The sequence below is a fragment of the Natronincola peptidivorans genome, assembly GCF_900111615.1.
Lineage (GTDB): Bacteria > Bacillota > Clostridia > Peptostreptococcales > Natronincolaceae > Natronincola_A > Natronincola_A peptidivorans.
Genome location: NZ_FOHU01000003.1, coordinates 229,140 through 255,861 on the forward strand (window position 1 = coordinate 229,140; position 26,722 = coordinate 255,861).

Below are 26,722 nucleotides of genomic sequence, written 5' to 3' on the forward strand. Positions count from 1 at the left end.
TTGCTTTCCCTTTATGGATAGTAAAAACACGACATCTAGGTAACTTTCATTATTTCCTTTACGGATTTTTTCTCATGAAAAAATCCTGTTGGTGTAGCTCCAGTAAAGGATTTGAACTCTTTTATAAAATGGTTTTGGTCATAATAGTCATTTTCGTAAGCCAGTGTGGTAAAGTCCATGTCTTTATTTTGCATCATGGTATTGAAGGTTTTTTGAAATCTAGTAAGTCTTTGATAGAGCTTAGGATTTATGCCAATATATTTGCTAAAATACCTTTCCAGCTGTCGCTGGCTGATTCCATACTGCCGACAAAACTCATGAATCCTATCACCATCATCATTGATATAGAATTGCTGAAGGATTTGCTTTGTTTTCTTTTTAGGAATAAGACCAGTATCCACCATCTTCACTAACTCTTTTTCAATAGCATCTATTTTTTCTTTTATAGAATCAACTCCCCTAACTTCTTCAATTCTGGAAGTAAAATCTTTCATGAGACAGTCCAAGCCTATGGTTTTATTTTTAAATTCTGACAAAGGTATTTTTAAGAAGGGATATACTCCTGTGGAAGAAAATGAGATACCGATAATATCTAGAGGTCCTCTTTGATCCATCATTAAGTATTTGTCCCTGATACCATTGAAATGCACCTTATCAGCTATGATTTCCCTATTATCATCTGCTATATACTTAATAGGGGAAGAAAAATTCAAGATGATATCAATATTGCTGACAGGCAATAGCTTATGGTGCACCACAGTTTCATCATGGCTCTTTATTGCCCAGAAATATTTTATAAACTCCTGCAGCATAGGATGCTGAGGTTTATATCGCCTAACATTTAAGAAACTCATCCTGCTCCTCCCCTTCTTAAAACTGAAATGACCTTAATCCAAAATATCTTCTGTACTATTATTATAGCGTAAAGGTACAACTTTTTTGTGATTATTTTTTGTATTTATCTATAATTGACCCATAAATCTCTAGGTAATCCTTCTTTCTGCTTAGGAGTGAAACGGCTGTATTAACAGATAAATTTTCCAAATCCAAAAACAGTAGCTCCTGCTGACATCTTAGATTTTCTAATATAAGTATAGGAAACAACAAAGGTTACAGCCTCTGCCAATGGGGTTGTCAGCCATATGCCAGTATCTCCAATAATGTGGGGCAGGGTAAAAATAAACATGCTTATCAAAACAAGGCTTCTCAGTAAAGAAATGATTCCAGATATCTTGGCATCTCCAATAGAGGTGAAATACGTGGAAGCAACAATATTAAATCCATTGATGATAAATGCGATGGAATAGATTCTTAAGCCATATTTAGCAATGTTGATTAGCTCACTGTTGCCTCTTGAAAATACTCTTATAATTCCTTCTGTGGCTGCAAAGGATAAAACCAAGGTAACAGCTCCTACCACAAACACTGCTTTGCTCCCTATAGACAGTACCTTAAAAATTGTATCCCTATCCTTAGCTCCAAAGCTGTAGCTGATGAGAGGATGAATCCCTTGGGCAATTCCTGTCAAGATCATGTATTGAATCATTGAAATATAGCCAACAATAGTTAACGCCGCAACCCCGTTTACTCCAATTCTTCTGATAATGACAAAGTTAAATAGATAGGTGGTTATGGCCAATGCCATCTGTCCAATAAACTCTGAAGAACCATTGTAGAGTGTGTTTTTTATATCCTCTGTATTAAAGGTTATCTTCGTTAGCTTAAATAGAGATTTTCCTGTTAAAAAATACAAGGCCCCTAGTGTAAAAGCAAGCAATACAGATAACCCTGATGCTAGGGCTGCTCCCCTCATGCCTAGATCCATCCTTATAATAAGCAGATAATCAAGGAAAATGTTCAGGACGTTGGCTACTATACCAAATAGTAAGGATAGCTGCGGTTTCCCTTCTCCTCTTATAAACATGGCTAGGGTGATATTCATCATCATAAAGATATAAAAGAAAATCATTGTTCCTAAATAATCCTTAACATAGTAATAAAGCTCATTTCTAGCATTAAGGAAATATAAAATTTTGTTCATAGCTAACCCTACAATAATGATTATCACCATGTTCACTACTACATTTAGTACTAAGGTAAGGGTAAACCGTTGATTGGCATTGGCTTGATTCTTTTCCCCTAAGCTCTGCAAAGCTAGAGTAGATCCTCCAACCCCTACCATGATGGTGATCCCTAGCAGTAAATATAATATTGGCAAGGTCAAATTTACTGCTGCAAGTCCTCTTTCTCCTATCTTCCATCCAATAAACATGCCATCCACCACTGTAATAAAGGAGGTAAGGAACATACCGATGACACAGGGAATAGAGTACTTTAAAAAGGTTTTAAGAACATTGTCTTTATTTATGTTTGTATTCATGTTGAAGTCTCCTCTCATTCATTTTCTTCTCATTCTACAGCTTCTCATGGAAAAAAACTTCTGAATTCGTGCCATAAGTAGATAGACGAAAGCTTTAATTTACATCTGGTCTCTTATGCCCGGCAAACATGAAAAGCACCGGAATTTTTATTCCGGTGCACATCATTAACCTTCTATTATTGGTATACTTAAATCTATTTTCATTTTGTTTTCTTCATCCTGTGGGGATAGATATATTTCTATTGGTGGTCTATTATCAATACTATATTTGCTATACGGCAGCCATAGAGCAAAAATCTCATTATAGGCCTTCCCTAGATTTTCAATGCTGTCATTATAGTAATAACATGCGTATGTTGTTGCTGGTATCCTATGGGTATTTATGCCTGTCACTTTATTTACCTTCACACACATGTCATAGATACATTTATTTTCGTCGGCAATCAATGGATCATCATAGGAAATGCCACAATAGATTTTATTTTCTTCTAAAGGATATTTTTTCTCCATCTCCCTGCAAAAGCTTTCCCAAGCAGTGCTCATGTCATAGTAATTACCTATGAATCGTTGATATTCTAAAATCATCTCTGGCAATTTCTTTATTGTAATCTTGGATTGAACTCTTTGAAAGAAATCCTCTTGCTTTTTGAAGCTAGCAATATGCTCAATAATTTCTTTATAGGAATCTTTTATTGGTACATTATTATATCTGCGGTAATCCGATGGGCTCATTCCAAAGTATTCTTTAAAGACGGTTGCAAAGTTAGAAGGACTATAGCCTATTTCAAAGCCAATTTCTGTTAAGGTTTTCCGATGGCTTGTTCTTAGCTTGAAGGCTGCATTTTCCAGCTTTAGTCTTTTGACAAAGGAATAGATGCTTTCCCCTACCATCGACTTGAATATCCTATTAAAGTAGTATTTAGAAAAACAACAGCGCTGCGCTATATCCTCTACCGTAAGATTTTTATCGATATGCTCATGAATATAATTAATGGCTTGATTAATTCTCATCATATACTCATTTTGTTTCATCTCGGCTCTCCTTTGAAAAAAAACTTATCGTTTAATCCCTTTTATCCCTCTATGGCTTTTCTAAGTGTATATAGAATATTTTACCATAGGATACTACCCATTGATAGAAGTAACAAATCATATAATCAAGTCATGCCATTTACTATACAAATCCTCAACCTTTTTCAATAACCGGTTATATTCTTCATAGGTTTCCGAAGGTGTTGATTTGTTTAAGGAAGTTTCTATTGCTTTCATTTTATCTTCAAGGATTATGATTTCTTCTTCTATTTCCTGTCTAGTCCTTTGTGGACTTAAAGCTTCAGCACTACTGTGTCTTTTACTGCTGGCTTTTTTACTTAGAGTTTTGGATGTTACGGCCTTCTTTTCTTCTGTCCCATCCTCATCACTGCCATATTTAGTCTCCTTATAAAAATCATAGTTTCCTTCATAGGTGTTGATGCCGCCACCTTCTATCTCCAGTATTTTGCTGACACAATGGGTCAGATAATATCTATCATGGGTGATGGTTATAATGGTTCCTTTGAATTCCTTTAAGGCCTTTTCAACCGCATCTCTAGCCTGCATATCAAGATGATTTGTAGGTTCATCTAGAATCAAACAGTCTGCATTCTCCAGCATCATACATGCAAGATAGAGTCTTACCCTTTCGCCGCCGCTTAAGACTTTTATCCTTTTATCCACCTCATCCCCATAAAACTGAAACCCAGCCAGGTATTCTTTAGCTCCCTTCTCCCTCATTTCCTTTTTAGAAAGAATCAATTGAAGGATTGTCATATCTCCATTCTGAAATAATACCTCCTGCCCCATGTAGGAGTATCTAACCCATTCCCCAAGTCTAAGAAAGCCTTCGTATTCTTTGTCTTTTCCTAGAAGCATATTGATTAGGGTTGATTTTCCACAGCCATTAGGACCAATAATCCCTACTCTTTCTCCACCTCTTATATGGAAGCTAGCGCCGGAAAACAAGGCTACATCACCAAAGCTTTTTCTGAGGTTATCTGCCCAGGCTATATCCTTACTAAGGTGTTTGATTTTCTTAAAGCTTATCTTTGGTCCATCTGCCTTGTAGAGATGCTCTTGCTTTTTCCTTTCATTAAGACTGATTGCTAATTCTCTCTTCAGCTTTTCTATTTCTTTTTCTTTACTTTTTGATGCCTTGACCTTACCTTTGCTCTTAAAGCCCTGTACTTTTTCATGGGTATTTCTTATTGTCCATTTTAAACGTTTTTGCTCCTTTAATACAAAGTGACTTAGCTGATTTTTATGCTCTATATAATTTGCATAATTACCGCTTCTTACACAAATACTGCCTTTCTCCAGCTCTGCAATTCTTGTTGCTACCTTATTAAGAAAATATCTATCATGGGATACAAAAAGGATTCCCCCTTGGAATTTTTTCAGAAAGCCTTCAAACCATTCTATTGCATCGATATCCAGGTGATTTGTTGGTTCATCCAGGATTAACAAATCAGGCTCCTCTAAAAGCATCTTGGCAACCGTCACCCGCATTCTTTCTCCACCGCTTAGCTTGTCAAGAGGAGTGCTTAAGGTTTCCTGTCGTAATCCCAGACCAAGAAGTATTTTCTTTATTTTTGTTTCAATTATATAGCCATCCATAGCTTCATATCTCAAAAGAAGTTTAGAATACTTCGCCATTAAAATCTTATGGGAAGCAGCATTTGCTTTAGTTCCTTCCTCCTCCATTTGTTTTTCCATTTCCCTCAGCTTCTTTTCAAGCTGATAAACTTTCTCATAATGAAGGACTTCACCGCTTCTTTTAGCCGTGGATTCAACAACCTCCAGCTCCTGACTAAGATACCCTACCTTGATGCCCCTTGCTATGGTTACACGCCCTCTATCACTTTCTTCAAGTCCCATAGCAATTTTAAGCAATGTGGTTTTTCCTGCACCATTAGGACCCACCAAGGCTAGCCGTTCTCCCCTTTCAATTCTTAAATTCACATCATTCAATACCAATTGATTCCTATATTCCTTCATTATATTTTCAAGTGCTAATAAACTCATTTTTTATTCCTCCCTTAAGCTCCATTGGTTAATAGGTTTTTCAGTAAAAAATAAAAGACCTCAGCTTACTGCGGTCTTTTTTTACCCAAAGGGAGAATATTCCTAATACAGAATAAATAGAAAAAGCCGCCGACAGTGATTGTGTCCACAGCTTCATTTCAACAAATATCCTATCTATCAAAAATGCAGTAGTAGGGATATCAGCATGTTAAATACAGGTACATACATACAAGGGATATACCTGATGGTCAGTTAAAGCCTAGATTTGAAAGCATAACAAAAAGACTCTTTGGAACAATATTTTTCAACAGAGTAACAATATTTATCTACCTAAATTAATAGATTCCCATCTTTTTGGCTTTTTATTTCCGGCATCGGCTACTAACTGACAGCAGCTCCGGGCAACGCTCACCGATTATTTAAGCATTGGTCATTGCTGGAGCTCAGGCCACGGCCATTTGCCGGTACATTGGATACATACTTCTTCATATTCATGATATGGTCCTCCTGTACTGGCTGGTTTTGGTTTTCTTGTATATCTTAACATATATTTCAAATTATTACAATAGCTTTACCACAGCTGTTGCCTTAAGGATTCTGGCTGTTTGCCATCGATATCAATAACGTCGTAAGCTTTTGCCACCTCTGCCGCAATCAAAATTTTTCCTGTATCCTTGATAGCCTTCTCATCTGTTGCTAAGGCTGCTATACATCTCCCGATAAACTGAGGGGATTCCATTTTTTCTATGTCAATCCCTTTGTCATATTTGGCATATTCAAGCATGCCTTCTGTACTGACATTCCCTGGGTATAAAGAAAAAACTGAGACGCCATAATCCTTCAGCTCATGGGCAGTGTCAGCAGACAATTTATCTACCGCTGCCTTGCATACGCCATAGGCAACATTGTTCCAGTACCGCCTTCCTCCAAAGAAGGATATATTGATAATCAATCCCTGCTTTTGCTTTGTCATCACCTCAGCTGCAAATTTACTGGCAACATAATTGGAGCGGAGACCTACAGTGTATTGATCCTCCAGTAAGGACACTGGTTGCTGCCAAAAGGGTGTATTAAAAAAATACCCTCCCATTACATGGGCCCCTCCGCCCCATGCATTATTCACCAATATATCGATTCTTCCCTCTTTCTCAACAACCTTCTTAAACAAAAGCTCTACTTCCTCATCCTTAGCATGGTCACATTTATAGGGTATTCCTACCCCACCCAGCCCAGTGATTTCCTCCGCTGTTTTATAGATATTGGTATCCTTTAGAAAATCTGGCAGTCCTTCACCAGTCTCAGTCCTTCCCGTTACATAGACAATAGCACCTAATTCTCCAAGTCCAAGGGCAACACCCTTTCCAATACCTCTGCTGCCTCCAGTGACAATGGCCACCTTTCCTTTCAAACTCTTCATGAAATTCTCTCCCCTCAAAAGTAAATATAGATATTTTCAAAACCTTCCTTCTCTATCTATATTAGATTTTTTTCAGGATTCCTTCATGACCTTTCTTGCTGTCTATATTGGTTTTTTATCGGCACAAGGATTTGAACTTCTTTGGTTTCTAGATAATTCTTTTCAAATATATTCAGCATGCCCACCCCATTGGGGTTAAGCTCTATCTCCTTTACCATAATCCATCGATAGAGATCATCGATAAAGGTTTCTCTGATGTCAAACATATCTCCATTGTAGATAAAGCTTACATACCAACCCTGAGGTATAATGCGTTTTTTAAAGCTTTCTTCTTGACTTTTTCCTTCCATACCATAAAAAACCGTATATTCACCATTATCCTCTTGGTGGCAGTTTACTACAGTATAAAATCTCTCCTGATAAAGTCCTGTATTTCCTTTTGTAGCTGCTAAAAACCTCTCTGCATTAGATTGCATCAAGGTTTTGAACTCCTCCTTATTGACATCTACCTCCAAGAAGATGCCTTGAAGTTGCAGTTCATTTAGATATGTACAGCTTCCTTTCAATGTTAAAGTGCCTTTGTAATTATTTATTTCTCTCTCAACAACCACGACCCTTTCCACTATACCATCATCCAGCTTTACCTCCTTACATACAGAAGGAGGAACACCAAACTGCTTTTTAAAGGCTCGGCTGAAAACTTCTGGGTACTCAAACCCAAAGCTATAGGCCGCCTCTATTATGGATATATCTTTATTGTTTAAATCCTTCAGAGCTTCAGAAAGCTTCCTCCCTAGTATATACTGCTTTAATGTCCTTCCTGAGACGGTTTTAAACATTCTATTAAAATGATACTTCGATACACAGAAATGCTTCGCTATATCCTCAAGAGGTATTTTTTTATGAATATTATCTTCGATATAGTCTATTACTTCATTAATCAACTTAACATACAGGTTCATCCGTTACCCATCCTTTACTCTATCCATAGTTATTCATTATTTTCTATGGGGATAAGAAATTCTCCTTCTTATAATCAAAGGAATTCTACAAGATTTTCTCCAATTACTGCTTTTCAGATGTAATTCTATTGGATTTATGTTATAATAGCCGAAGCTTTTGAATTTATTAGTAGAGGAAGGTAATGTTGTGATAAGTGTTGCAAATTTAAGCTTAAGTTATGGTGAACAGAAGCTTTTTGAAGATGTTCATTTAAAATTTACCCCTGGAAATTGCTATGGTGTCATTGGCGCCAATGGAGCTGGAAAAAGTACTTTTCTGAAAATACTATCTGGTGAAATAGAGGCAAATACTGGAGATGTTCATATCCCCTCCGGAATAAGGGTATCTGTTTTAAAGCAGGATCACTATCAATATGAGGATGTTGAAGTCCTTGAAACAGTGATTATGGGTAATCTTAGACTCAATGAAATCATTAAAGAAAAGGATGCCCTTTACTCAAAGGAAGAATTTACTGATGAAGATGGCATGAAGGCCGCTGAGCTTGAGGCAGAGTTTAGTGAATTGAACGGATGGGAAGCAGAATCCGATGCCTCTTCTTTACTTCAAGGACTAGGAATCACTACAGACTTGCACTGCAAGAAGATGGCTGATTTGCAAGGTTCTGAAAAAGTCAAGGTGCTCCTTGCTCAAGCTTTGTTTGGTAAGCCAGGGATTTTGATTCTGGATGAGCCTACCAACCACTTAGACATTAAATCTGTCCGTTGGTTAGAGGAATTTTTAATCGAATTTGATGGTATTGTTATCTTGGTTTCTCATGATAGACATTTTTTAAATAAAATCTGCACCCATATGGCTGATGTAGATTTCGGTAAAATTAAGCTATATGCTGGAAATTATGATTTTTGGTACGAATCCAGTCAATTGGCTCAACAAATGATGAAGGATCAAAATCGAAAAAAAGAAGAAAAAATTAAGCAACTGCAGGATTTTATTGCTCGCTTTAGTGCTAATGCATCAAAATCTAAGCAAGCTACCTCTCGTAAAAAAATCCTAGAAAAAATTACTATTGATGATATTCAACCTTCTACTCGTAGATATCCCTATGTACACTTTAAGCCAGCACGGGAGGTAGGTAATGACATACTTATAGTAGAGGGGCTATCTAAAACCATTGATGGGGAGAAACTATTAAATAATGTGAGCTTTACTGTTCATAAGGGCGACAAGATTGCCTTTGTAGGCTCTAATGAGCTTGTGAATATGACCCTGCTAAAAATTCTGACTGGGGAGCTAGAGCCAGATAGTGGTTATTACAAGTGGGGTGTCACCATTACAAAGTCCTATTTTCCCAAAGATAACTCTAGCTATTTTAATAACGTTGACCTTCATTTGGTAGACTGGCTAAGGCAATTTTCTGATGAAAAATCTGAGATATATATTCGAGGATTTTTAGGGAAAATGCTCTTTTCAGGGGATGAGGCTTTGAAACAGCTGAAGGTGCTGTCAGGAGGAGAAAGGGTTCGATGTATGCTTTCCAAGATGATGCTCTCTAATGCCAATGTTTTGGTTTTAGATCAACCTACCAACCATCTTGACCTAGAGTCTATTACAGCTTTAAATAATAGCTTAAGGGATTATCCAAGCAACGTCCTTTTTACCTCTCATGACCATCAATTTATTCAAACCATTGCCAATCGAATTATAGAAATTACACCTACCTCAATGACTGATGTGAGAATGACCTATGATGAATATTTAGAAACTATAATAGCTTAAAGAAAATCCCTTAGAAGCACTTATTTTTGGTGTTTTCTAAGGGTTTTTTTATTTGTAAACTATTATTTATTCTTTGAAGAAGAAGCCTCCCATTTAAAGATACTTTAATACTATCCACATGATACATCAAAGCTAATTAACCTTCTTCTTGTTTTATAATATGTCAAATATATTTTACATTATTTCTAATATATTTTACTTTTGTTAATGCAAGGTCTTCCTTAGAACTGTTATTAGGGATCGTTATGGCGCCCAGATTATTGTTATTAGCAGCTCAGGGAATTGTTTTGTCTGTAGGTTAAATTTAAAAAGAGATCTCATAAGCAACAAGATGCCTATCATCTACTTAACTAAAGGCACTTTATTACTGAGATCTCTTTTTTTAGTTTTAATGTGTTTACAAATTTATAGGAATAGAAGTCTATACCAGGCTGCTATATTGTTTGCTCACATAATCCCAATTAACTAGATTCCACCATGCTTGAATATAATCGGGCCTTTTATTTTGGTATTTTAGATAATAAGCATGCTCCCAAACATCCAGCCCTAGAAGAATTCTATTACCCTCCATAAATGGGTTATCCTGATTAGGAGTTGAAGTTACCTCCAATTGATTATCTTTGTTGATGATTAGCCATGCCCAACCGCTTCCAAAACGAGTTGCAGCTGCTTTGTTAAAGGTCTCCTTAAAAGCTTCAAAGTTGCCAAAGCTTTTGTTAATTGCTTCCAATAACTGTCCTTTAGGTTCCCCACCACCATTAACCGATAAAAGCTTCCAAAATAAACTATGATTGTAATGGCCTCCCCCATTATTTCTCACAGCCCAATATATTTCTTGAGGCAGGTCCTCCAAGAGACCAATAAGCTCTTCTATTTCCTTCTCCTTGAAGTCCTCATGCCCCTCAAGGGCTGAGTTTAAATTATTAACATAGGCTTGATGATGCTTTGAGTGATGTATCTCCATAGTTTCTTTATCAATAAAAGGCTCTAAAGCATCATAGGCGTATTCTAAATTTGGTAATGTGTGTTTCATTTTCTCTACCTCCTAAGGTTTATTTCTAAAGTTTCCTTAGTTATTATCTACCCCATTAAGATAATAATAATCATTATCGATTAACTTTCTTAGTTATGTCCTCATTTTTTTATCTTCATCTGAAAGCTAAAAATCTCTTCTTTAGATAAGCCTAATACTGGAATAGGGCTATTTATACTACCTTCATGCATCCTACCATCTTTATCTGCTACATTTTTGCCAATCAAATTTCTTGTTTCACTAGCTAAACTAATACCTAAAGCTGCAGTGGCGTTTGCAATTATACCCACTGGTAAGCTTCCATCCTCCTGATACTGAACTGCCTGATTTAAAGCCTTTACCCTTTTCAGCAGGTTATTGACTTTCAGTGGCTCTTACTGTTGATGATCTGATCCACCTTCGTAACTTGAGATAAGAAGTGTCACTATAATAAATTTATTCTATACATGTTTAAACCGAGGGATTTTATTACTCCTCGGTCTGCTTTTGGAATATTAATAGAATTTTGTCCTTTATGGTACGGTTCACCTTATCGTTGTAACTGCGGTTTTTTCGGTTTAAGAAGTGGTTCTGTTAAAATAATTTAACTATATTTGGGACAATATACCTGTCCCCTTGTCACACACTTATCCCTTCCCAGTAGATTAGATAGTATTCTAGTCCTTACAAACCTAATATAGACAGTACCTTTGTCATAGGATATACTAAATATTAACAATACTAGAAAGGGTGTATTTTATGTTGATACATAGTAAAAATGAGTCGGTATTAAGGCAGGAGGGATTTGCTATATAATCTTTTATGTCTGCCCTCCTGCCATTCCAGTAAAAACTAATTAACTGGAGGGTTATAAAATGGAAAAATATTTTTTTGAAGCCTTTGATGGCTTAACCAGGCTTGGTCCTGGTAGCAAAGAATCAACGTTAAAGGCTATCGCTATGTTTGATAAGGCAGAAGAGCCTATTAGAATTTTAGATGTTGGCTGTGGTAATGGTATTCATACCCTGTTGCTGGCAGGAGCATTGCCCAATGCCTCTATTGTTGCAATAGATAACCATGCGCCTTATATCGAAAGCCTTAATCAATCGGCAAAGAGATATGGATTCTCTGACAGGGTAATAGGGAAGTGTCTTTCTATGTTTGAAATGGATTTTGAGGAAGATTCCTTCCACCTCATCTGGTCTGAAGGTGCTATTTATATCGCTGGATTTGAAAAGGCTCTTAGAGATTGGAAGAGGTTTCTTAAGAAGGATGGATATCTTATTTGCAGTGAAGTCATCTGGCTTACTGACCATCCATCAAAGGAGGCCTATGATTTTTGGCAGAAGGAATACCCAGAGATTGATACCCTAGAAAATAAAATACAGCAAATTAAAGCTGCAGGCTATCATTATCAATCTCATTTTACTACCCCTGTTACTGATTGGACGGAGCATTATTTTTCTCCTTTACAAAATAATCTCCATATCATGCGAGAAAAATATAAAGACAATGAAGTTGCAAAAGAGGTTATTGATACACTACAAGCAGAAATTGATTTGTACTATAAATGTTTCTCTGAGTATGGCTATGTTTTTTTTGCTATGTCCAAGTAAATCTGTTTGCTACTTCTAATAATTTCAGTGAATTTAAACAAAAGACTATCCCTCTATGGGTATAGTCTTTTGTTCTGCCTTATACAATTAAGCAAGCTCTCCATGTTAATATTTACTTATTTTATCAAAGGGATAGAACCTAAAAAGAACTTTTCCTACTACATTTTCCGTAGGAACAGGACCAATTTCTCTGCTATCTCTACTCATGTTTCTATTATCTCCCATAACAAAAACATGATTTTCTGGTACCAATACTGATTCAAAATCACCGATCATAGCTTCTTTGATATAGTCTTCTACTAGGGCTGCGTCATTACGATATACAGTTCCTTCTTTAAACTCCAAAAAATCTCCAGCTTCCCCGATGACTCTTTTTATCCAAAAGTGTCTATCATTATTTTCCCTCATGATTCTTTTTATTAAGGGATTATCAATAATCTCATCCATAAAAGTTCTCTCTCTGTCAACCCTGCTGTCAATAATGACGATATCACCATATTTAGGTGCATTACCTAATATATAGACACTTTTAAAAATCATCACACGATCTCCAACCTTATCATCATGAAAAGAATCCTGACCTACTAAGGTTGGCTCCATGGAAGCTTCACTGATTATAGACGGCTGCACAATAAATCCACTGATTAGTATCGAGAGCAGCACAGCAAAAATAAGGGTCCTTCCCCAATCGAAGATTTCTTTCATTATTCTTTTGCTTTTCATTTCATTCATTTCCTTTCTGAAATTTCATTGATTTTGATAATATATTAACTTTTTACATTGCTTGTCTTTACTCTTTAATCCGAAAAAGAGAATTTCTTATTTATATCCCTAAGGAAAAAAGAATCTATTCCTATGGTCTTTAAATCAGTATATGTATAAAAAAAATTAGTTCCGCCAGCTTCAATAGCGCCTAACATATTCTTTCATTTCTATTCTAAAAAAAATTTTTGTTCTATCTCGACTGCCTCTGAATTATAGAATATAGTCTTATGCTAAACTTATTGTATCATATTTAATATTTTTTGCATCTGTATTTTCATAGAGAAAATCTTTGAAATAAATATAAATTTCACTCACTAAACTCAGACTGTGGCAGCAGCAGAGAGTATGACAAAAACATCAAATGAGTTGTCTATTATTATTAATCAATTTAATCAGTCTTTGCAAAAGATTAGTGAAAACACAAAAGATTTCTCAGAATTTAACTATCATCTCCAAACCAATATTGATGGTATGAACGTTGGTTTCGCAGATTTGACAGAAGACCTTGCTAGTCATAAGAATAGTATAAAGGAAATCAATAAAAGAATTGATACCCTACCCTTTAGCAGAAAAAAAGAATAAAAAGAGGCCTTTATATTTCTACCATTTTTTATACCTGTTGTGTTTGTTAAATAAGCTAACTAAATCAGTGATTTACTAATAAAGAAGCATTAATATTAATGGGCCACCTTGGAGTAGCTTTCTTTTCCCATCATTCCTATAATCACACTATCGGTAAGCTTCATTCCTTCATCACATAATATTTTTAAATTCTTTATTGTAGCTTCTGCTGTCTCAGCAATAATTCCATCTCCAGCAGGTACAATTTGATTATTTATTGCCAGTATCGTTGCCTGAATCGCAGCAGATGCAGAGGATGAAAGCTTCAATGCGCATCCTGCCTTTGCACCATCACAAACCATGCCGGTGATATTTGCCAGCATGTTTTTTATCACTCCATCCATTTGCGTGTAATCTCCACCCATTAACCATGTTATAGCTACTGCTCCTCCAGTAGCGGCAGAAACAGCGCAACCGCATAGTACTGAAAGCCTTCCTATATAATGTTTAATATAGCCATTGATCATGTGACTAATTGCCAATGCCCTAGCCAACTTTTCTTCTCCAGCAGGATATTTTTTGCTATAGGCTATAATTGGTAATACAGCTGTTAGTCCATTATTACCGCTTCCATTACTGCTCATTACCGGCATTGTTATTCCTGACATTCTAGCATCTGCAGCTGCAGCCGTCAACATCATAGAATGGTTCATTAAATCATCCGATAGAATACCTTTTTTTATATTGTTATAAATCGTTTTTCCTACACCCATGCCTACTTCTTTCTCTAATCCAGCTAGGGCTATTTTTTCATTCATTTCCATGCCTTCCAATAGGAATAGAAGCTTTTCATACTCTATTTCTTCTATAGCTCTTATTATATCCTCTATTTTTAAATTCCATAGAAGTCTTTTCTTATCTTCTTTTTGTGTGGTTTCTCTATCCTTATTTAATAGTACCTTTCCTGCTTTTTCTAAATAAACAAATTCATCATGTCTTCCTGCTATAACAACCTTTATCACTTCTTCATCTGTATATAGTTTTACTTTGATACAAACCTTTTCCTTTGTATCCTCTATTCCCACAGAAATTTTTCCCTGCTTCAGCAGATTCTTAGCCTTCTCCACATCCCTTGCTTTTGCTCCCTCCAACACTTGCAGTCCTTTTCTGCTTTCACCCCATACAATTCCTAAGCTAGCAGCAATATCAAGCCCCACCTCTCCTGTATGAGGTACCCCTACAGCAACTCCATTTTTATAAATGTTAGGTGAAACCAACACTTCTACCATTTTGATATTTGTAGAACTTGTTAACTCTCTAGCCTTTGCACAGGCTAATGCTACCGTCACAGGCTCTGTGCATCCCATGGCTGGCACCACTTCTTCTTTTAATGTATCTATAATTAACTCTTTTAGTTCCATTTTTATGCACCCCAATTTCATGATGATTTTTATTTATCTCTAATGAGAAGCAATTATCATGCCAATTGTGGCCCTTAGAAAACAACTATTATTTGGAGATTCTGTCTCATAATGAGAATGCAATGCTGAAAAACAGTCTCAAAAGGAGAAATCGTATCATTTTGAGACTGTTTCTATATCATATTCTTTTAGCTTTCTATATAATGTAGCTCTTCCTATCCCTAAGGCTTTAGCTGCTTTTGTAATAGCCTTGCTGTCATTTTTATAAAGATGAATAGCTTTCGTGATTTCTATTTTTTCCACTTCTTTTATTGGTAGAATTTTTCGAGGATTTGTGGTTTCAAATGCTATAGTTTTTTTGGTTAATCTATTGGGCAAATGCATGGCCTTAATTACTTGTTCATTACACATATTAACTGCATATTCAATTGTATTTTCTAACTCCCTTACATTTCCAGGCCAGCTATAGCCTTTTAAAATATCTATTGTCTGTAGATCTATGGCTTCTACCTGTTTCCCAAGCTTTTTGTTGCACTTATCCAGTAAATACTCTATTAGAATAAGAATGTCTTCACCTCTTTGTCGTAAAGGGGGAATGTTGATAGGGATAACATTTATTCGATAAAACAGATCCTCACGGAAGGATTTCTCTAGCACCTTTTCCTCTAAATCCTGATTTGTAGCAGCAATGACTCTTACATCAATTGGTATATAGTCCTTGCCTCCCACCTTTTCAATCATCTTCTCCTGTAGCACCCTAAGAAGTTTACTTTGAAGATGTAAAGGCATGTCTCCAATTTCATCAAGAAAAAGTGTTCCTTTGTTTGCTAATTGAAACTTTCCTTCTTTACCTCCTTTTCTGGCTCCTGTGAAGGCCCCTTCTTCATACCCAAACAATTCACTTTCCAGCAGCTGTTCCGGGATAGCACCACAGTTTATGGGTATAAAAGGTTCTTTTCTCCTGTGGCTCTCATAGTGTATGGCTCTAGCAAACAACTCTTTGCCTGTCCCGCTTTCTCCTTGAATTAATATAGTGGAGGTAGAGTTTGCTGCCTTTTTTGCTTCAATTTTTACATTATTAAATTTATCGTTTTTTCCAATAATATTGTCAAATCCAGTAATGATAGTCCCCGTAGTAAGATCATTGACTGTATTCAATACATCTGAGATATTGCTGAAGGTAAAGACAAATCCCACAGGCTTTTCTTCTAGGCTTATGGGTTTAGCATCATAAATCCCTCTAAAGCTATGCTTTTTTCCCCTATAAAAAAATTGTCTGTTTTTTAAGGGATAGTTTTTTTTCAAGAGGGAGGAAAAGCTAGCTTCTCCAGTAATCTCCTTTATATTCATGGAATAGATATCTTCTGTTTGCACCTTCAGCAGCTGTAGTGCTTTTTTATTATAACGTAAAATTTTCCCCTCATTATCCGCTGCTATAATACCCCTGTCTACAGAATCCAATACTACTTCTAATTCTTTTGCTAATGCTTTTATTTTATCTGTGTTTTCCATCTCAACCAACTTGGTAGAAATTAAATCTGCCATCTTGTTTAAAAATCTCATAAGATTATATTGATTATAGACAATAGCCTTTTTCTGTTCTTCATCAAAGGCTATAAGTCCAATAACCCCCACAATCTCCTCTTCTACCTTTATAGGACAGCATACCTCCGCATATTCTTTACAGACTTGAATATCGTCACATCTTAAGCATATTTCATGCTGCCGAGGATTCTCTATAATAAAATTCTCTCCTAATTTTACTGCCGCACCAAAGGCAGAATTTTCATCGACTTTTCTCCCTATGCTGTCCTGATATCTTCCTGTCCCAGCAATCCGTTGAAGGTGATTATCTACAATCGTTACATCTACCTTAATTACACTGGCTATAGCTTCACATATGTTTTGTACGCTAGAGATAATTTTCTTTAGTTCCATTAAAATCATCCTTATCCTGGCACTTATTTATAGTTAGAAGAGGTCTCTCCTTCTTAAAGACCGCTTCTCTATAGTGGTTTATACTGAAATTATAATGACCTTTTTCTTTTTTGTCTATGTTTTCTTATATTTTTCCGCCATTTACTTGATTTATTTCTTTGTTCCAAAGAAAAACAAAACCTATGTAAAAATTTGTGATTTGTTCAAATAATTAGTGAAAACCTATATTTAATAATGATAACGTTTGCCTTTTTGCCTTCTTATTCTATCATGGACATGCTATAATATAGGTAACTGGTTAATTTTAGTATTTGTTCTATACATAATGAAGAAGGGTGGCGATTATATGAAAGCATTTGTTTTTTCTTCAGTTCAAGAAGCAACTCAGTATACTAAAAAGGACAAAAACAAGGGATATGTATTATTTAGTACTGTTGAAAACATTAAAGCATTATCCCAAAGCATTGAAAGTAATGTTATTCTTTGTTCAACTTCAGGTGAATACACCGATAAGGGTTTTAGGGAGGGAGCTATTACAGGGTTTGCATACAATAAAGATGAATGCCATATTGTTGAGCTTCTATACCCTCCTGTAAAAAGCCTAGAAAATTTAAAAGCCAGTTATAATAAGGTGAAGAGTAATAAGGATGCTTTTCTACTTTTGCTCTGTGATGGATTGTCTGGCATGGAAGAAAGTATCATCACAACTCTATTTTTTATGGACAATCACTTCAAAATAATTGGAGGAAGTGCAGGGGATAGCCTAAAGTTTGATGAGACGGTAATCTATATTGGAGGAAAAAAAGTGCATAGTGTTGCATTGTTTTTTAACCCTCAAAAAAGAACTGAGATTCTCAAAGAAAATATCTATGTTCCTAGCGGTAAAAGATTGTTGGTTACAGATGCTGATCCTATAAGTAGGGTTGTAAAAAAATTTAATAATGCTCCTGCAAGCACAGAATATGCACGAATGTTAGGAGTAGAGGAAGCTGATTTGCCAAATCATTTTATGAATCATCCCTTAGGCAAAATTTATGAAGAAGATATATTTATTGCTTCCCCAATGAAGGTAAATAGTGATAAATCTATCACCTTTTACTGTCAGCTAATGCCTAATACATTTGTTCATGTGCTTGAACCTATAGATCCCATAAATGCAATAAAAAACACACTATCTGCTGCCACAATAAAGCCTAGCTTTGTTTTCGTAATAAACTGTATTCTAAGAAGTTTAAAATTTCAACAAGAAGATTTATGGAAAGATATAGATAGAAACATAACAAACTTTTGTAGTAACACTACTGGCTTCATAAGCTATGGTGAACAATATTATAAGAATCATTCAAATCAAACAATGGTAATGCTGCTAGTTGAATAAAAGGGGGTTTGATTATGTTTAAATTTGCTAGATCAATTACAAAAAAAGAAGTTGAACAGGTTATCCCTGTAGAGAAGGAAGCAAACCTGTCTTTTCAATATGAAAATGAAATATTTGAATTAAATAGCCAGATGGAAAAACAATTATTAACATTATCAAGAGAAGAAGGAAACATGACCCATAGCTTCAACACCCTATTAGAGGGTACAGGATATACAACAGAACAGATTGCAGAAGTGGAGGAGCATCTCTACCTGCTATCTAAAAATAGTGAACGAACTAGGGACTTAGTAACTAATGTAGTCAAGAGCCTCTCTTCCTCTTCCTTAGAAATTAATAACGCCAAAGAAGGAATGCACCAATTATCTTTTCAAGTGGAGACTGTTGCAGATGCTTTTCAACATATTTTTGATTTGTTTAAGCAAATGAGTTCTCTCTACAATAATATCGAAAAATTTACAACGGTGATTAAAGGTATCTCCAATCAAACTAATTTGCTTTCTTTAAATGCATCCATAGAAGCTGCTAGGGCTGGAGAGGCAGGGAAGAGCTTTGCTATCGTTGCGCAAGAAATAAAGAAGCTTTCTAATGATACAGAGAAAAATTCAGAGGATATTATTGCTACATTACGAGAAATGACAGATATGATGAACTTGTTGAACAGTAGATCAAATGAAGGAAAGGAGGAAGTGTTAAAAACAAAGGATTTAATAAAACAATCAGAGGTTCTATTAGATAATATTATTAAATCAGAAAATGATATTAATGCCCATGTTGAAGAAGTGCATCATTCACAGGAAGAAAACTTAAAAGGTATACACGATATTACCTCCAATCTTACAAACCTTGTTGATAAATCAAAGAATGAGAATAAGCAGCTTGAAGAGTTAATTATAAGTGTTCAAAAGAAATCAGATTTTTATCTTCATCTTTTAAATCATCTTCATCAAATAAAACTGCTAAAGGAAGAACACTCAAAAAACCTATAGGATTGGAAAAGATAAGTAAGCAAGTTTTCAAACAAAGTTTTTGCAGTTCTGGAGGGAAGTTTCAAGATCATTGAAACTTCCCTTCATTGAATTATTGTATATCCAAATCCTATCAGGTTCCTCCAAGGTGCTTTATTTTTTGTATAAGATTAGTATTCCTAGGATTCAGGGACGTAGTTTTGTTGTTTTATGGAATCATTTTTAAATCACTGCTTTGCTTGTAAATTGGTGTCTTCTTCTGTAAACAACGTTTTATATTCCCCATAGCCTTCCCTATCTAAATCTTCCTTAGGAATAAAACGTAGTGCAGCGGAATTGATACAATATCTTAATCCTCCTTTTTCTTTAGGACCATCATCAAAAACATGCCCTAGATGGGAATCACCATATCTACTCCGCACCTCTGTCCTTATCATTCCATGGCTTTCATCTAGCTTCTGATCAATGTGTTGATACTGTAATGGTTTTGAGAAGCTTGGCCATCCACAACCAGCATCGTATTGATCCTTGGAACTAAAAAGTGGCTCACCTGATACGATATCTACATAGATTCCTTCTTTTTTATTATCATAAAAATCATTATCAAAAGGTCTCTCAGTAGCGTTGTTTTGTGTTACCTCATACTGTAACGTCGTTAATTTCTCTTTTAATTCTTTAGTATTTTTTTCTACCCGCCACTTGCTTTCAATAAAGCCTTTTCGCCCAGACCCTTGATAATAATAGTTATAGTGAAAAGCATTTTTTTTATAATAATCCTGATGCTTTTCCTCTGCTGGGTAAAAGTTTTTCGCTGGGAAAATGTCTGTGACAATGGGTTTATGGAATTTCTTGCTTTTTTCAAGCTTTTCTTTAGATTCTTCTGCTAAATGCTTTTGTTTTTCATTATGATAGTATATAGCGGTTTTATATTGCTCCCCTCGATCATGAAATTGTCCTCCTTCATCCGTGGGGTCAATGCTTTTCCAAAATATATCTAATAGCTTTTCATAAGGAAAAACTGTTGGGTCAAAGGTGATTTGCACTACTTCACGATGGCCAGTAGTGCCTGAGATCACTTCTTCATAGGATGGGTTTTCTTTATGCCCTCCTGAATACCCTGATACTACACTATAAATCCCTGGCATTTCATCAAAGGGTTTCACCATGCACCAGAAGCATCCTCCTGCAAAGGTGGCTTTTTCTGTTATAGTGTCTTTATTCATCCTCTATTCACCTCTCATTTTAAATGGCATTATATAATCAACATCCTACTATATAAATTCCCCAAAACCCTTTACTCTAATCCTAAATCTGCTGCTACAGACTGTGTACACAATTATTGGCTATCCGTATGACTCCCTAAATATTTGCAAGTAAATTTATACAATACTACTCTGTTGAATTATTTTAAAGGAGTTTATTCTTATTTAGGACTGTTGAAGTTTTGATGGGAGTTTAAATTTTCTCCTTTTAGGTATAATTGTTATAGGAAGACTTAAATTTTAAAAGAATGGGGTGTAAATGTGGGGAAAAGCATAATTAGCGTGAAGGATTTTAAGTTCAGAGAGGATCCAGGTGACCCTTTTATTGCAAGGATGCATCATCTTGACTATTATCCTAAAGGTAATGGTCATCAGGGAGTCTCTAAGACAGACTTAAAAGGGAAAAACATAGGAGAAGACTTTGACTTTAGTGATGATTGGAAAATGTATTATGGAAAAGAAGTGCCGGGATTTCCTGTTCATCCCCATAGAGGCTTTGAAACAATCACCATCGTTCTACAGGGCTATGTGGATCATTCTGATTCTATTGGCGCAACAGGAAGATATGGTGCCGGCGATGTGCAATGGATGACAGCAGGAAGCGGTATACAGCATGCAGAGATGTTTCCTTTAGTACATGATGATAAAGAAAATACCATGGAGCTGTTCCAGGTTTGGTTAAACTCACCAAGTAAGGATAAATTTGTTGACTGCTATTATAAAATGCTGTGGGCTGAAGATATTCCTGTGGTAGAAGAGGTAGACGAATCTGGGAACAAAGCTATTATCAATGTCATTGCAGGATCCTACAAGGACATTAAAAGCTTAGACCCAAATCCCAATTCATGGGCCAATAACAGGACTAATCATGTGGGTATCTGGACCATTCATCTGGAACCAGGTGCAAGCTTTACCCTGCCCAGCGTGTCTCCTACCTTAAATAGAAATCTTTATTTTTATAAAGGTTCCAGCATATCAATAGATAGCACCTCTATTAAATCTAATAGCAGCTTGAAGCTGGCTGGTAATGAAGAAATCAAGGTGCTAAATGGCAATGAAGATAGCTTTTTGCTGCTGCTTGAAGGGGAACCCATCAATGAACCTGTTGTAAACTATGGTCCCTTTGTCATGAATACTATGGAAGAAATTCAACAAGCCTACAAGGATTACAAGGCTACCAGCTTTGGAGGCTGGCCATGGGATAGAAAGGATCCGGTGAATTCCAAGGCTTTAGGAAGGTTTGCAAAATATAGTGGTGAGGATATAGATACTCCAGGTAAATCCATCAACAAATAAAAGAATCAGATGGTCTCATCTATCAAGGAAAATCAAAGCTACAATAGGAAATTAATTAACTTTTTATTGAAACAAGCTCAATTCATTATGTTCATTTGTTTAAGACCATACTGTAGCTCAGTGTGGTCTTTTTCTATACTAAAACTAATATATACTCAGTTTTTTTAAATCTCTTCTCCCTTTCCATCACATAAACTCACTTGAATAACTCTTTCTTTACTGCTAAATTTTAAGATTTTCTGTCCCCTTTGTCTCTTTTATATGCTAGCATCATAAGGTTAATATAGAAAAGAGACGGCTAAATATGATATATTAGTATGTAGCTGAAAATATGTAGGGATGGTGCTGTACTATGCTGATTTTATCTCTTTTTACCTCAATTTTTGTAACACTATTGTTAGTGAATAGAAAAGTAAATATAGGCTTTTCTCTAATAGCTGGATCTTTTTTACTGGTACTATTAAATGGACGTGGTCTTTCAACGTTTTTACAAATATTTATCCAAACGCTTTTTGAATCCACCACAATTTCCTTGGCTTCTGTTATTGCTTTAATTTGTGTTTTAGCACATTTAATGGAGAAATATCTAATTTTGGATAGGATGATTATTGCTTTAGAAAGGATGCTGCGCAGTGCAAAGGCTACAATATTAGTGGCCCCTGCCCTCATGGGGACTTTGCTTGTTTCTGGTGGTGCATTAATGTCTTGTCCCATTGTAGGAAGTCTAGGAGATAGACTGCATATCTCCGACAACAGAAAAGTAGCTATCAATTTGGTTTTTAGACATGCTCTTTTATTTGTTTTTCCACTGGCCCCTACACTCCTATTAGCTGCTGAAATAGGGGATTTTAAAGTGATTGACTTTATTAAACTTCAGTTTCCCATTGCTTTAGCTTTATACATATTTGGTTATATGTTTTATCTTAGAAATTATAAGGAGTCTAAAGCTGAAAAAATAAATATTCAACAATATATCAAAGCTGTAAGGGAATTTCTTCTCTATTCATCTCCTATATTAGTAAGCTTGCTGGGGGTTGCACTTTTAAAGCTTTCTTTTCAAGCTTCTCTTTTGGTAGGAATCGTTATTAGTATTGTCATCAATCAATATGATAAAAAAAGAGATGGAAAATATAATATCAATCAGCATCCTCTAATTACCATGTACAAAGGAATTAAACTACCTATGCTCATTGCTATCATTGGCATAATGCTTTATAAAAATGCTGTGAATGAGATTGATGAAATCATTATCTTTCTAAATAGTCTACTGGAAAAAGGGATGCCTATTGAGCTTTTGATCATATTATCCAGTGCTGTTATATGCTTCCCATTAGCTTCAACAAATCCTGGTATTGCAATTTTATTTCCTTTGCTTTTGCCTTTAGCCCCCAACTATGAGACTAAACTTTTATATGCTATGTTTATCTATACAAGCTCCTTTATGTTTTATTATATTTCGCCGCTACACCTTTGTCAGGTCTTGACCTTGGAATATTTCCAGGTGAAGTTAAAGGATCTTTATAAAAACTATCTTTATTTGTTACCCCTTACTTACATCGTGATGCTTTCCATTTATGTTGTTGGTTTTGTTTTTAGTTGATGCAGATATCTTTTATATTTTGAAGGAAAAGTACCTACTGGCTTAAAAGCTGGTGCTTTTTGCCTATATTGGGTATAATTATAGATAGGCTTGTTTTTATACAACTATTTACTGAAAAGGGGGAAGATAATATGTTGCCATTATTAAGCAAACTTAATGGACTAGCTGTACTTATCATTGTGAGCATTTTAGTTATTTTTTTTACTGCATTATTTGGGTCAATTACCCTTCGAAGAAAATATATGTCTATGGGCAATGATGTAAATAATCCTGCAAATAGAACAAAAGGAAAATTTGACCACGCTATTTTTAACAGCATTATTAATGATTATAATAATGCTATGCAAGGAAGTTTTAGAGATATCAATACCCAGGCTATTATTGAAAGAAACTTTAATAGCGAGTTTAGAAGCTTCAACCTCACAGAAAGATTTATTAAGAATGCCGTCTCGTTAATGATCATATTAGGGCTTTTAGGAACTTTTTATGGGCTAACCCTTTCTATTGGCAAATTGGTAGAGATCCTCTCTATCAGTGGAGGTGCAGAAGTATTAGAAGGTATGGACAATATTATAGTAGGATTAATTGATTCTGTAAAAGGAATGTCCGTTGCCTTTATTACTTCTTTATTTGGTATCGCTTGTTCTGTTTTATTAACCATTTTAAACATCATATTTAATGTAGAGGATGCTAGAGAATCTGTCATGGTTCAAATAGAAGAATACTTAGATAACAATATAGCCTTTGTACTAACTAAAAAAGAAAAAGAACAGGATTATGAAAGACAGAGAAGTGTTTGGAAGGATTCCTTCGAGTCTATAGGTAACACACTAGAAAGAAACCTTCACTATGTTGCTGAAACCATGGGCAATCAATTTGTGGCTGCGGCAGATAGTATGACAAAAACCTCTAATGAGTTATCTATAAGCATTAATCAATTTGATCAATCTCTACAAAAATTTAGTGAAAACACACGAGATTTTTCAGAGTTTAACTATCATCTTAGAACCAATGTTGATCGCATGAATGTTGGGTTTGCAGATTTGACAGAAGATCTTGCTAGTCATAAGAAAAGTATAAAGGAAATCAATGAAAGAATTGATACCCTAACCTTTAGCAGAAAAAAAGAATAAAAAGGGGGCCTTTCTATGAGATTTCGCAAAAGAAACTTTAAAAGAAGCAGCGGAGAACAGAATTTCTGGCCTTCTTTCACTGATATGATTTCCACCATTTCTTTAATACTTTTTGTGCTAATGCTTTTAGCTTATATACAAAATATTATTTCTGGTAAAAATTTGGAATTTGCAAAAAAAGAATTGATGGATACTCAATTGCAGCTAGAATCTTCTAAGGCTGAAATTAGCCAAGCTGATCAACATCTAAGGCTCATGAGGGATCAGTTGGAAGAGATCAGGGCTGAAGTTGAAGATGGGCAGATTGCTTTGACACTATCAGAAGAGCAAATAGAAGAACAGCGACAAATAATAGCAGAGAGCAATCGAGAATTAGGAGAAGTGAGAGCAAAATTAAAAGGTATTGCAGTTCTTCGTTTAGATGTATTAGAAAAAGTAAAAACTTCTATAGAAGAAGAATTGGGGACAACCAATCGTTCAGGACAAGAATTGGTCAGCATTGCTGATAACGGTAATATCGTAATAAATGAAGGTTTGGTTTTTGAGTTTAATTCTTATGCTATTAAGTCTGAAGGAAGGGAGCTTTTGACAAAACTCTCTGAAGCCTTCGAAAATGTTTTAGATGATCCAGCTGTTAGAGAAAATATTGATGCAATAAGCATTCAAGGTCATACAGATGATGTTGGGACAGGAGCATATAACAGAGAGTTATCCTCTAAAAGAGCAACTACTGTTGTCAATTACTTGATGTCCAGTAATCCCTCTATAGAGAGAAAATATGCCTCCTATTTTGTAGCTAGCGCTTATTCGAAGTATCGTCCTATTGTAAGTGGAACATCAGAAAGGGCCCGTGCTCAAAATAGAAGGATTGAAATATCCTTGATCTTAAAAGATTCACATGTTCAAGACATCATCGAGGAATACATACAGGAGCCTAGAGCAATTATACAGTAGGCTTTACAATTCAAAACAAAGAAGATGTCAGTTCTATTTCTATTGATATCTTCTTTGTTCTTATTTAGCCACTTTTAGGACCAAGAATCATCCTGCTGCGAAATTGTATAGAAAGATATTCTTCTATAGATGGGAAACCATTAATTCCAAATCTCCTTGTAAGCTTAAGGGACCATAATCGCAGGGGATGATAAAGTGGTCACCTTTTTTAATATCTATTCCATCAACACTTCCTACGCCATTTAAAACATTTATAATTTTAAATTTATTATTATGCTTATAGGTTAATCTACCCTCTATCTGTAATCTGTGTACAGAAAAATATTTCTCTTGTATCAAACTTTCCTTGTACCCGTTCTCTATTTTCTCAGTACTTCTACTGATTTTATAATCTTTATGGGGTATGGTGGCTACCTCAATACTTTTGTTTATATGTAGTTCTCTAGGCTGGCCGTTTTCTAGACGATCATAATCATATACTCTATAGGTTATATCGCTGGACTGCTGTATTTCTAAAATCAAGCTTCCCTTTCCAATGGCATGAATGGTGCCGGAGGGAATATAGAAAAAATCTCCTGGCTTAATAGGTGTCTTCTTCAATAGCTCATTCCAGAGACCTTGTTTTATCATTTCTTTCATTTGTTTTTTGTCATTAGCATGATGACCTATGATTAACTCTGCCCCTTCATCACAGTCAATGATATACCAGCATTCTGTTTTCCCAAACTCACCATTTTCATATGTATCAGCATAGTCGTCATTAGGATGAACTTGAACACTTAGGTCATCCTTAGCGTCTATTATTTTTGTTAGTAAAGGAAATCTATCCCCTTCTATATTGCCGAAAATATGTCTTTTGTTTTTCCATAGCCAGCTTAATGTTTTGTCCTTATATTCACCATAGATAACCTTACAATCTCCATTGGGATGAGCACTTACTGTCCAGCATTCACCTATACCTTCACTATCTATATCGTAACCAAAATGAGTTTTGATTCTATTACCGCCCCAAATCTTTTCATGAAAAATCTTATCTAAAAATATTATTTCCATAGAAATCCTCCTCTCCCGATTCTTTCTTATATCCATCTTAATTATATCATTAAAATATGCCCCTTAGCTTGAGCTATGTGTTTCTCACTTATTGTTAAAAAAGAAAAGAATGAAATCTAGTCCAATTTCATTCCTTTCCTACTGCAAATATATAGACGTGCGCTTCACA

At 35.4% G+C, this 26,722-nt stretch carries 22 protein-coding genes; 9 read left to right on the plus strand and 13 right to left on the minus strand.

All coding sequences use genetic code 11. The features are described 5' to 3' along the window. Nucleotides 1-35 precede the first annotated feature (35 nt). The 6 genes from BMX10_RS05455 to BMX10_RS05480 all read right to left on the minus strand — a co-directional run bounded on the left by BMX10_RS05455 (nt 36) and on the right by BMX10_RS05480 (nt 7,819). On the minus strand, nt 36-854 hold the full coding sequence (locus BMX10_RS05455) for a helix-turn-helix domain-containing protein (RefSeq protein WP_090440552.1): 819 nt from the start codon (nt 852-854) through the stop codon (nt 36-38). Nucleotides 855-1,024: 170 nt separating this feature from the next. Then, nucleotides 1,025-2,380 carry an MATE family efflux transporter gene (locus BMX10_RS05460; RefSeq protein ID WP_170834699.1) on the minus strand — a complete coding sequence of 452 codons (1,356 nt, stop codon included), beginning with the start codon at nt 2,378-2,380 and terminating at the stop codon, nt 1,025-1,027. A 165-nt stretch (nt 2,381-2,545) separates the two neighbouring features. Further along, on the minus strand, nt 2,546-3,412 hold the full coding sequence (locus BMX10_RS05465) for an AraC family transcriptional regulator (RefSeq protein WP_090440558.1): 867 nt from the start codon (nt 3,410-3,412) through the stop codon (nt 2,546-2,548). A gap of 117 nt (nt 3,413-3,529) precedes the next feature. Next, complete coding sequence (gene abc-f / locus BMX10_RS05470) at nt 3,530-5,440, minus strand: ribosomal protection-like ABC-F family protein (protein ID WP_090440563.1); 1,911 nt, start codon at nt 5,438-5,440, stop codon at nt 3,530-3,532. A 571-nt stretch (nt 5,441-6,011) separates the two neighbouring features. Then, nucleotides 6,012-6,857 carry an SDR family NAD(P)-dependent oxidoreductase gene (locus BMX10_RS05475; protein ID WP_090440566.1) on the minus strand — a complete coding sequence of 282 codons (846 nt, stop codon included), beginning with the start codon at nt 6,855-6,857 and terminating at the stop codon, nt 6,012-6,014. Nucleotides 6,858-6,940: 83 nt separating this feature from the next. Beyond that, a complete protein-coding gene (locus BMX10_RS05480; RefSeq protein ID WP_090440569.1) occupies nt 6,941-7,819 on the minus strand; it encodes a helix-turn-helix domain-containing protein in 879 nt (292 codons plus the stop codon). Between the two features lie 187 nt (nt 7,820-8,006). Between BMX10_RS05480 and BMX10_RS05485 the strand changes: the two genes are divergently transcribed. Next, entirely contained in the window at nt 8,007-9,596 is a 1,590-nt protein-coding gene (locus tag BMX10_RS05485) for an ABC-F family ATP-binding cassette domain-containing protein (RefSeq protein WP_090440571.1), read from the plus strand. Between the two features lie 421 nt (nt 9,597-10,017). Here BMX10_RS05485 and BMX10_RS05490 read toward each other — a convergent pair whose 3' ends face one another. Further along, nucleotides 10,018-10,629, minus strand: a complete 612-nt coding sequence (locus BMX10_RS05490) for a superoxide dismutase (RefSeq protein ID WP_090440574.1) — start codon at nt 10,627-10,629, stop codon at nt 10,018-10,020. Nucleotides 10,630-10,730: 101 nt separating this feature from the next. After that, nucleotides 10,731-10,919, minus strand: coding sequence for a DUF2000 family protein (locus BMX10_RS05495; protein ID WP_208976109.1), 189 nt, complete (start codon nt 10,917-10,919; stop codon nt 10,731-10,733). A gap of 564 nt (nt 10,920-11,483) precedes the next feature. Between BMX10_RS05495 and BMX10_RS05500 the strand changes: the two genes are divergently transcribed. Further along, nucleotides 11,484-12,224 (plus strand): class I SAM-dependent methyltransferase, encoded by a 741-nt coding sequence (locus BMX10_RS05500; RefSeq protein WP_090440580.1) that lies wholly within the window; start codon nt 11,484-11,486, stop codon nt 12,222-12,224. Nucleotides 12,225-12,329: 105 nt separating this feature from the next. On the opposite strand, the gene lepB is transcribed toward BMX10_RS05500, so the two are convergent. Beyond that, nucleotides 12,330-12,947: a signal peptidase I gene (gene lepB, locus BMX10_RS05505; RefSeq protein WP_090440583.1), complete on the minus strand. Its 618-nt coding sequence runs from the start codon at nt 12,945-12,947 to the stop codon at nt 12,330-12,332. Nucleotides 12,948-13,334: 387 nt separating this feature from the next. On the opposite strand from lepB, the gene BMX10_RS05510 reads away from it, so the two are divergent. Continuing rightward, the gene (locus tag BMX10_RS05510) at nt 13,335-13,571 is read left to right on the plus strand and encodes a hypothetical protein (RefSeq protein WP_090440586.1); all 237 of its coding nucleotides are present in this window, start codon (nt 13,335-13,337) and stop codon (nt 13,569-13,571) included. Between the two features lie 95 nt (nt 13,572-13,666). On the opposite strand, the gene BMX10_RS05515 is transcribed toward BMX10_RS05510, so the two are convergent. Further along, the gene (locus BMX10_RS05515; protein WP_090440589.1) at nt 13,667-14,971 is read right to left on the minus strand and encodes an L-cysteine desulfidase family protein; all 1,305 of its coding nucleotides are present in this window, start codon (nt 14,969-14,971) and stop codon (nt 13,667-13,669) included. 156 nt (nt 14,972-15,127) lie between these two features. Further along, the gene (locus tag BMX10_RS05520) at nt 15,128-16,909 is read right to left on the minus strand and encodes a sigma-54-dependent Fis family transcriptional regulator (RefSeq protein WP_090440592.1); all 1,782 of its coding nucleotides are present in this window, start codon (nt 16,907-16,909) and stop codon (nt 15,128-15,130) included. Between the two features lie 346 nt (nt 16,910-17,255). Here BMX10_RS05520 and BMX10_RS05525 point away from each other — a divergent pair, with 346 nt between their 5' ends. Further along, on the plus strand, nt 17,256-18,287 hold the full coding sequence (locus BMX10_RS05525) for an FIST signal transduction protein (protein WP_090440595.1): 1,032 nt from the start codon (nt 17,256-17,258) through the stop codon (nt 18,285-18,287). A 14-nt stretch (nt 18,288-18,301) separates the two neighbouring features. Then, a complete protein-coding gene (locus tag BMX10_RS05530) occupies nt 18,302-19,276 on the plus strand; it encodes a methyl-accepting chemotaxis protein (RefSeq protein WP_090440597.1) in 975 nt (324 codons plus the stop codon). 206 nt (nt 19,277-19,482) lie between these two features. Here BMX10_RS05530 and msrA read toward each other — a convergent pair whose 3' ends face one another. Beyond that, nucleotides 19,483-20,478, minus strand: a complete 996-nt coding sequence (msrA, locus tag BMX10_RS05535) for a peptide-methionine (S)-S-oxide reductase MsrA (RefSeq protein ID WP_090440600.1) — start codon at nt 20,476-20,478, stop codon at nt 19,483-19,485. Nucleotides 20,479-20,778: 300 nt separating this feature from the next. Here msrA and BMX10_RS05540 point away from each other — a divergent pair, with 300 nt between their 5' ends. From BMX10_RS05540 to BMX10_RS05555, 4 genes are all read left to right on the plus strand, one after another. After that, nucleotides 20,779-21,813 (plus strand): pirin family protein, encoded by a 1,035-nt coding sequence (locus BMX10_RS05540; RefSeq protein WP_244272645.1) that lies wholly within the window; start codon nt 20,779-20,781, stop codon nt 21,811-21,813. A 352-nt stretch (nt 21,814-22,165) separates the two neighbouring features. Beyond that, nucleotides 22,166-23,413: a DUF401 family protein gene (locus BMX10_RS05545; protein WP_090440603.1), complete on the plus strand. Its 1,248-nt coding sequence runs from the start codon at nt 22,166-22,168 to the stop codon at nt 23,411-23,413. Between the two features lie 131 nt (nt 23,414-23,544). Beyond that, entirely contained in the window at nt 23,545-24,546 is a 1,002-nt protein-coding gene (locus BMX10_RS05550; RefSeq protein WP_090440606.1) for a hypothetical protein, read from the plus strand. A 15-nt stretch (nt 24,547-24,561) separates the two neighbouring features. Further along, nucleotides 24,562-25,500, plus strand: coding sequence for an OmpA family protein (locus BMX10_RS05555; RefSeq protein WP_090440609.1), 939 nt, complete (start codon nt 24,562-24,564; stop codon nt 25,498-25,500). A gap of 123 nt (nt 25,501-25,623) precedes the next feature. Here BMX10_RS05555 and manA read toward each other — a convergent pair whose 3' ends face one another. Next, a complete protein-coding gene (gene manA, locus BMX10_RS05560) occupies nt 25,624-26,553 on the minus strand; it encodes a mannose-6-phosphate isomerase, class I (RefSeq protein ID WP_090440612.1) in 930 nt (309 codons plus the stop codon). Nucleotides 26,554-26,722 lie beyond the last annotated feature (169 nt).

Excerpts from the sequence above, each read along its gene's own strand:
- BMX10_RS05465 (WP_090440558.1), bottom strand. The coding sequence starts at position 3,412 with ATGAAACAAAATGAGTATATGATGAGAATTAATCAAGCCATTAATTAT.
- BMX10_RS05545 (WP_090440603.1), top strand. The coding sequence starts at position 22,166 with ATGCTGATTTTATCTCTTTTTACCTCAATTTTTGTAACACTATTGTTA.
- BMX10_RS05500 (WP_090440580.1), top strand. The coding sequence starts at position 11,484 with ATGGAAAAATATTTTTTTGAAGCCTTTGATGGCTTAACCAGGCTTGGT.
- BMX10_RS05520 (WP_090440592.1), bottom strand. The coding sequence starts at position 16,909 with ATGGAACTAAAGAAAATTATCTCTAGCGTACAAAACATATGTGAAGCT.
- lepB (WP_090440583.1), bottom strand. The coding sequence starts at position 12,947 with ATGAAAAGCAAAAGAATAATGAAAGAAATCTTCGATTGGGGAAGGACC.
- BMX10_RS05525 (WP_090440595.1), top strand. The coding sequence starts at position 17,256 with ATGAAAGCATTTGTTTTTTCTTCAGTTCAAGAAGCAACTCAGTATACT.
- BMX10_RS05460 (WP_170834699.1), bottom strand. The coding sequence starts at position 2,380 with ATGAATACAAACATAAATAAAGACAATGTTCTTAAAACCTTTTTAAAG.
- BMX10_RS05550 (WP_090440606.1), top strand. The coding sequence starts at position 23,545 with ATGTTGCCATTATTAAGCAAACTTAATGGACTAGCTGTACTTATCATT.
- BMX10_RS05510 (WP_090440586.1), top strand. The coding sequence starts at position 13,335 with ATGACAAAAACATCAAATGAGTTGTCTATTATTATTAATCAATTTAAT.
- BMX10_RS05530 (WP_090440597.1), top strand. The coding sequence starts at position 18,302 with ATGTTTAAATTTGCTAGATCAATTACAAAAAAAGAAGTTGAACAGGTT.
- BMX10_RS05515 (WP_090440589.1), bottom strand. The coding sequence starts at position 14,971 with ATGGAACTAAAAGAGTTAATTATAGATACATTAAAAGAAGAAGTGGTG.
- msrA (WP_090440600.1), bottom strand. The coding sequence starts at position 20,478 with ATGAATAAAGACACTATAACAGAAAAAGCCACCTTTGCAGGAGGATGC.
- BMX10_RS05555 (WP_090440609.1), top strand. The coding sequence starts at position 24,562 with ATGAGATTTCGCAAAAGAAACTTTAAAAGAAGCAGCGGAGAACAGAAT.
- BMX10_RS05475 (WP_090440566.1), bottom strand. The coding sequence starts at position 6,857 with ATGAAGAGTTTGAAAGGAAAGGTGGCCATTGTCACTGGAGGCAGCAGA.
- manA (WP_090440612.1), bottom strand. The coding sequence starts at position 26,553 with ATGGAAATAATATTTTTAGATAAGATTTTTCATGAAAAGATTTGGGGC.
- BMX10_RS05455 (WP_090440552.1), bottom strand. The coding sequence starts at position 854 with ATGAGTTTCTTAAATGTTAGGCGATATAAACCTCAGCATCCTATGCTG.
- abc-f (WP_090440563.1), bottom strand. The coding sequence starts at position 5,440 with ATGAGTTTATTAGCACTTGAAAATATAATGAAGGAATATAGGAATCAA.
- BMX10_RS05490 (WP_090440574.1), bottom strand. The coding sequence starts at position 10,629 with ATGAAACACACATTACCAAATTTAGAATACGCCTATGATGCTTTAGAG.
- BMX10_RS05480 (WP_090440569.1), bottom strand. The coding sequence starts at position 7,819 with ATGAACCTGTATGTTAAGTTGATTAATGAAGTAATAGACTATATCGAA.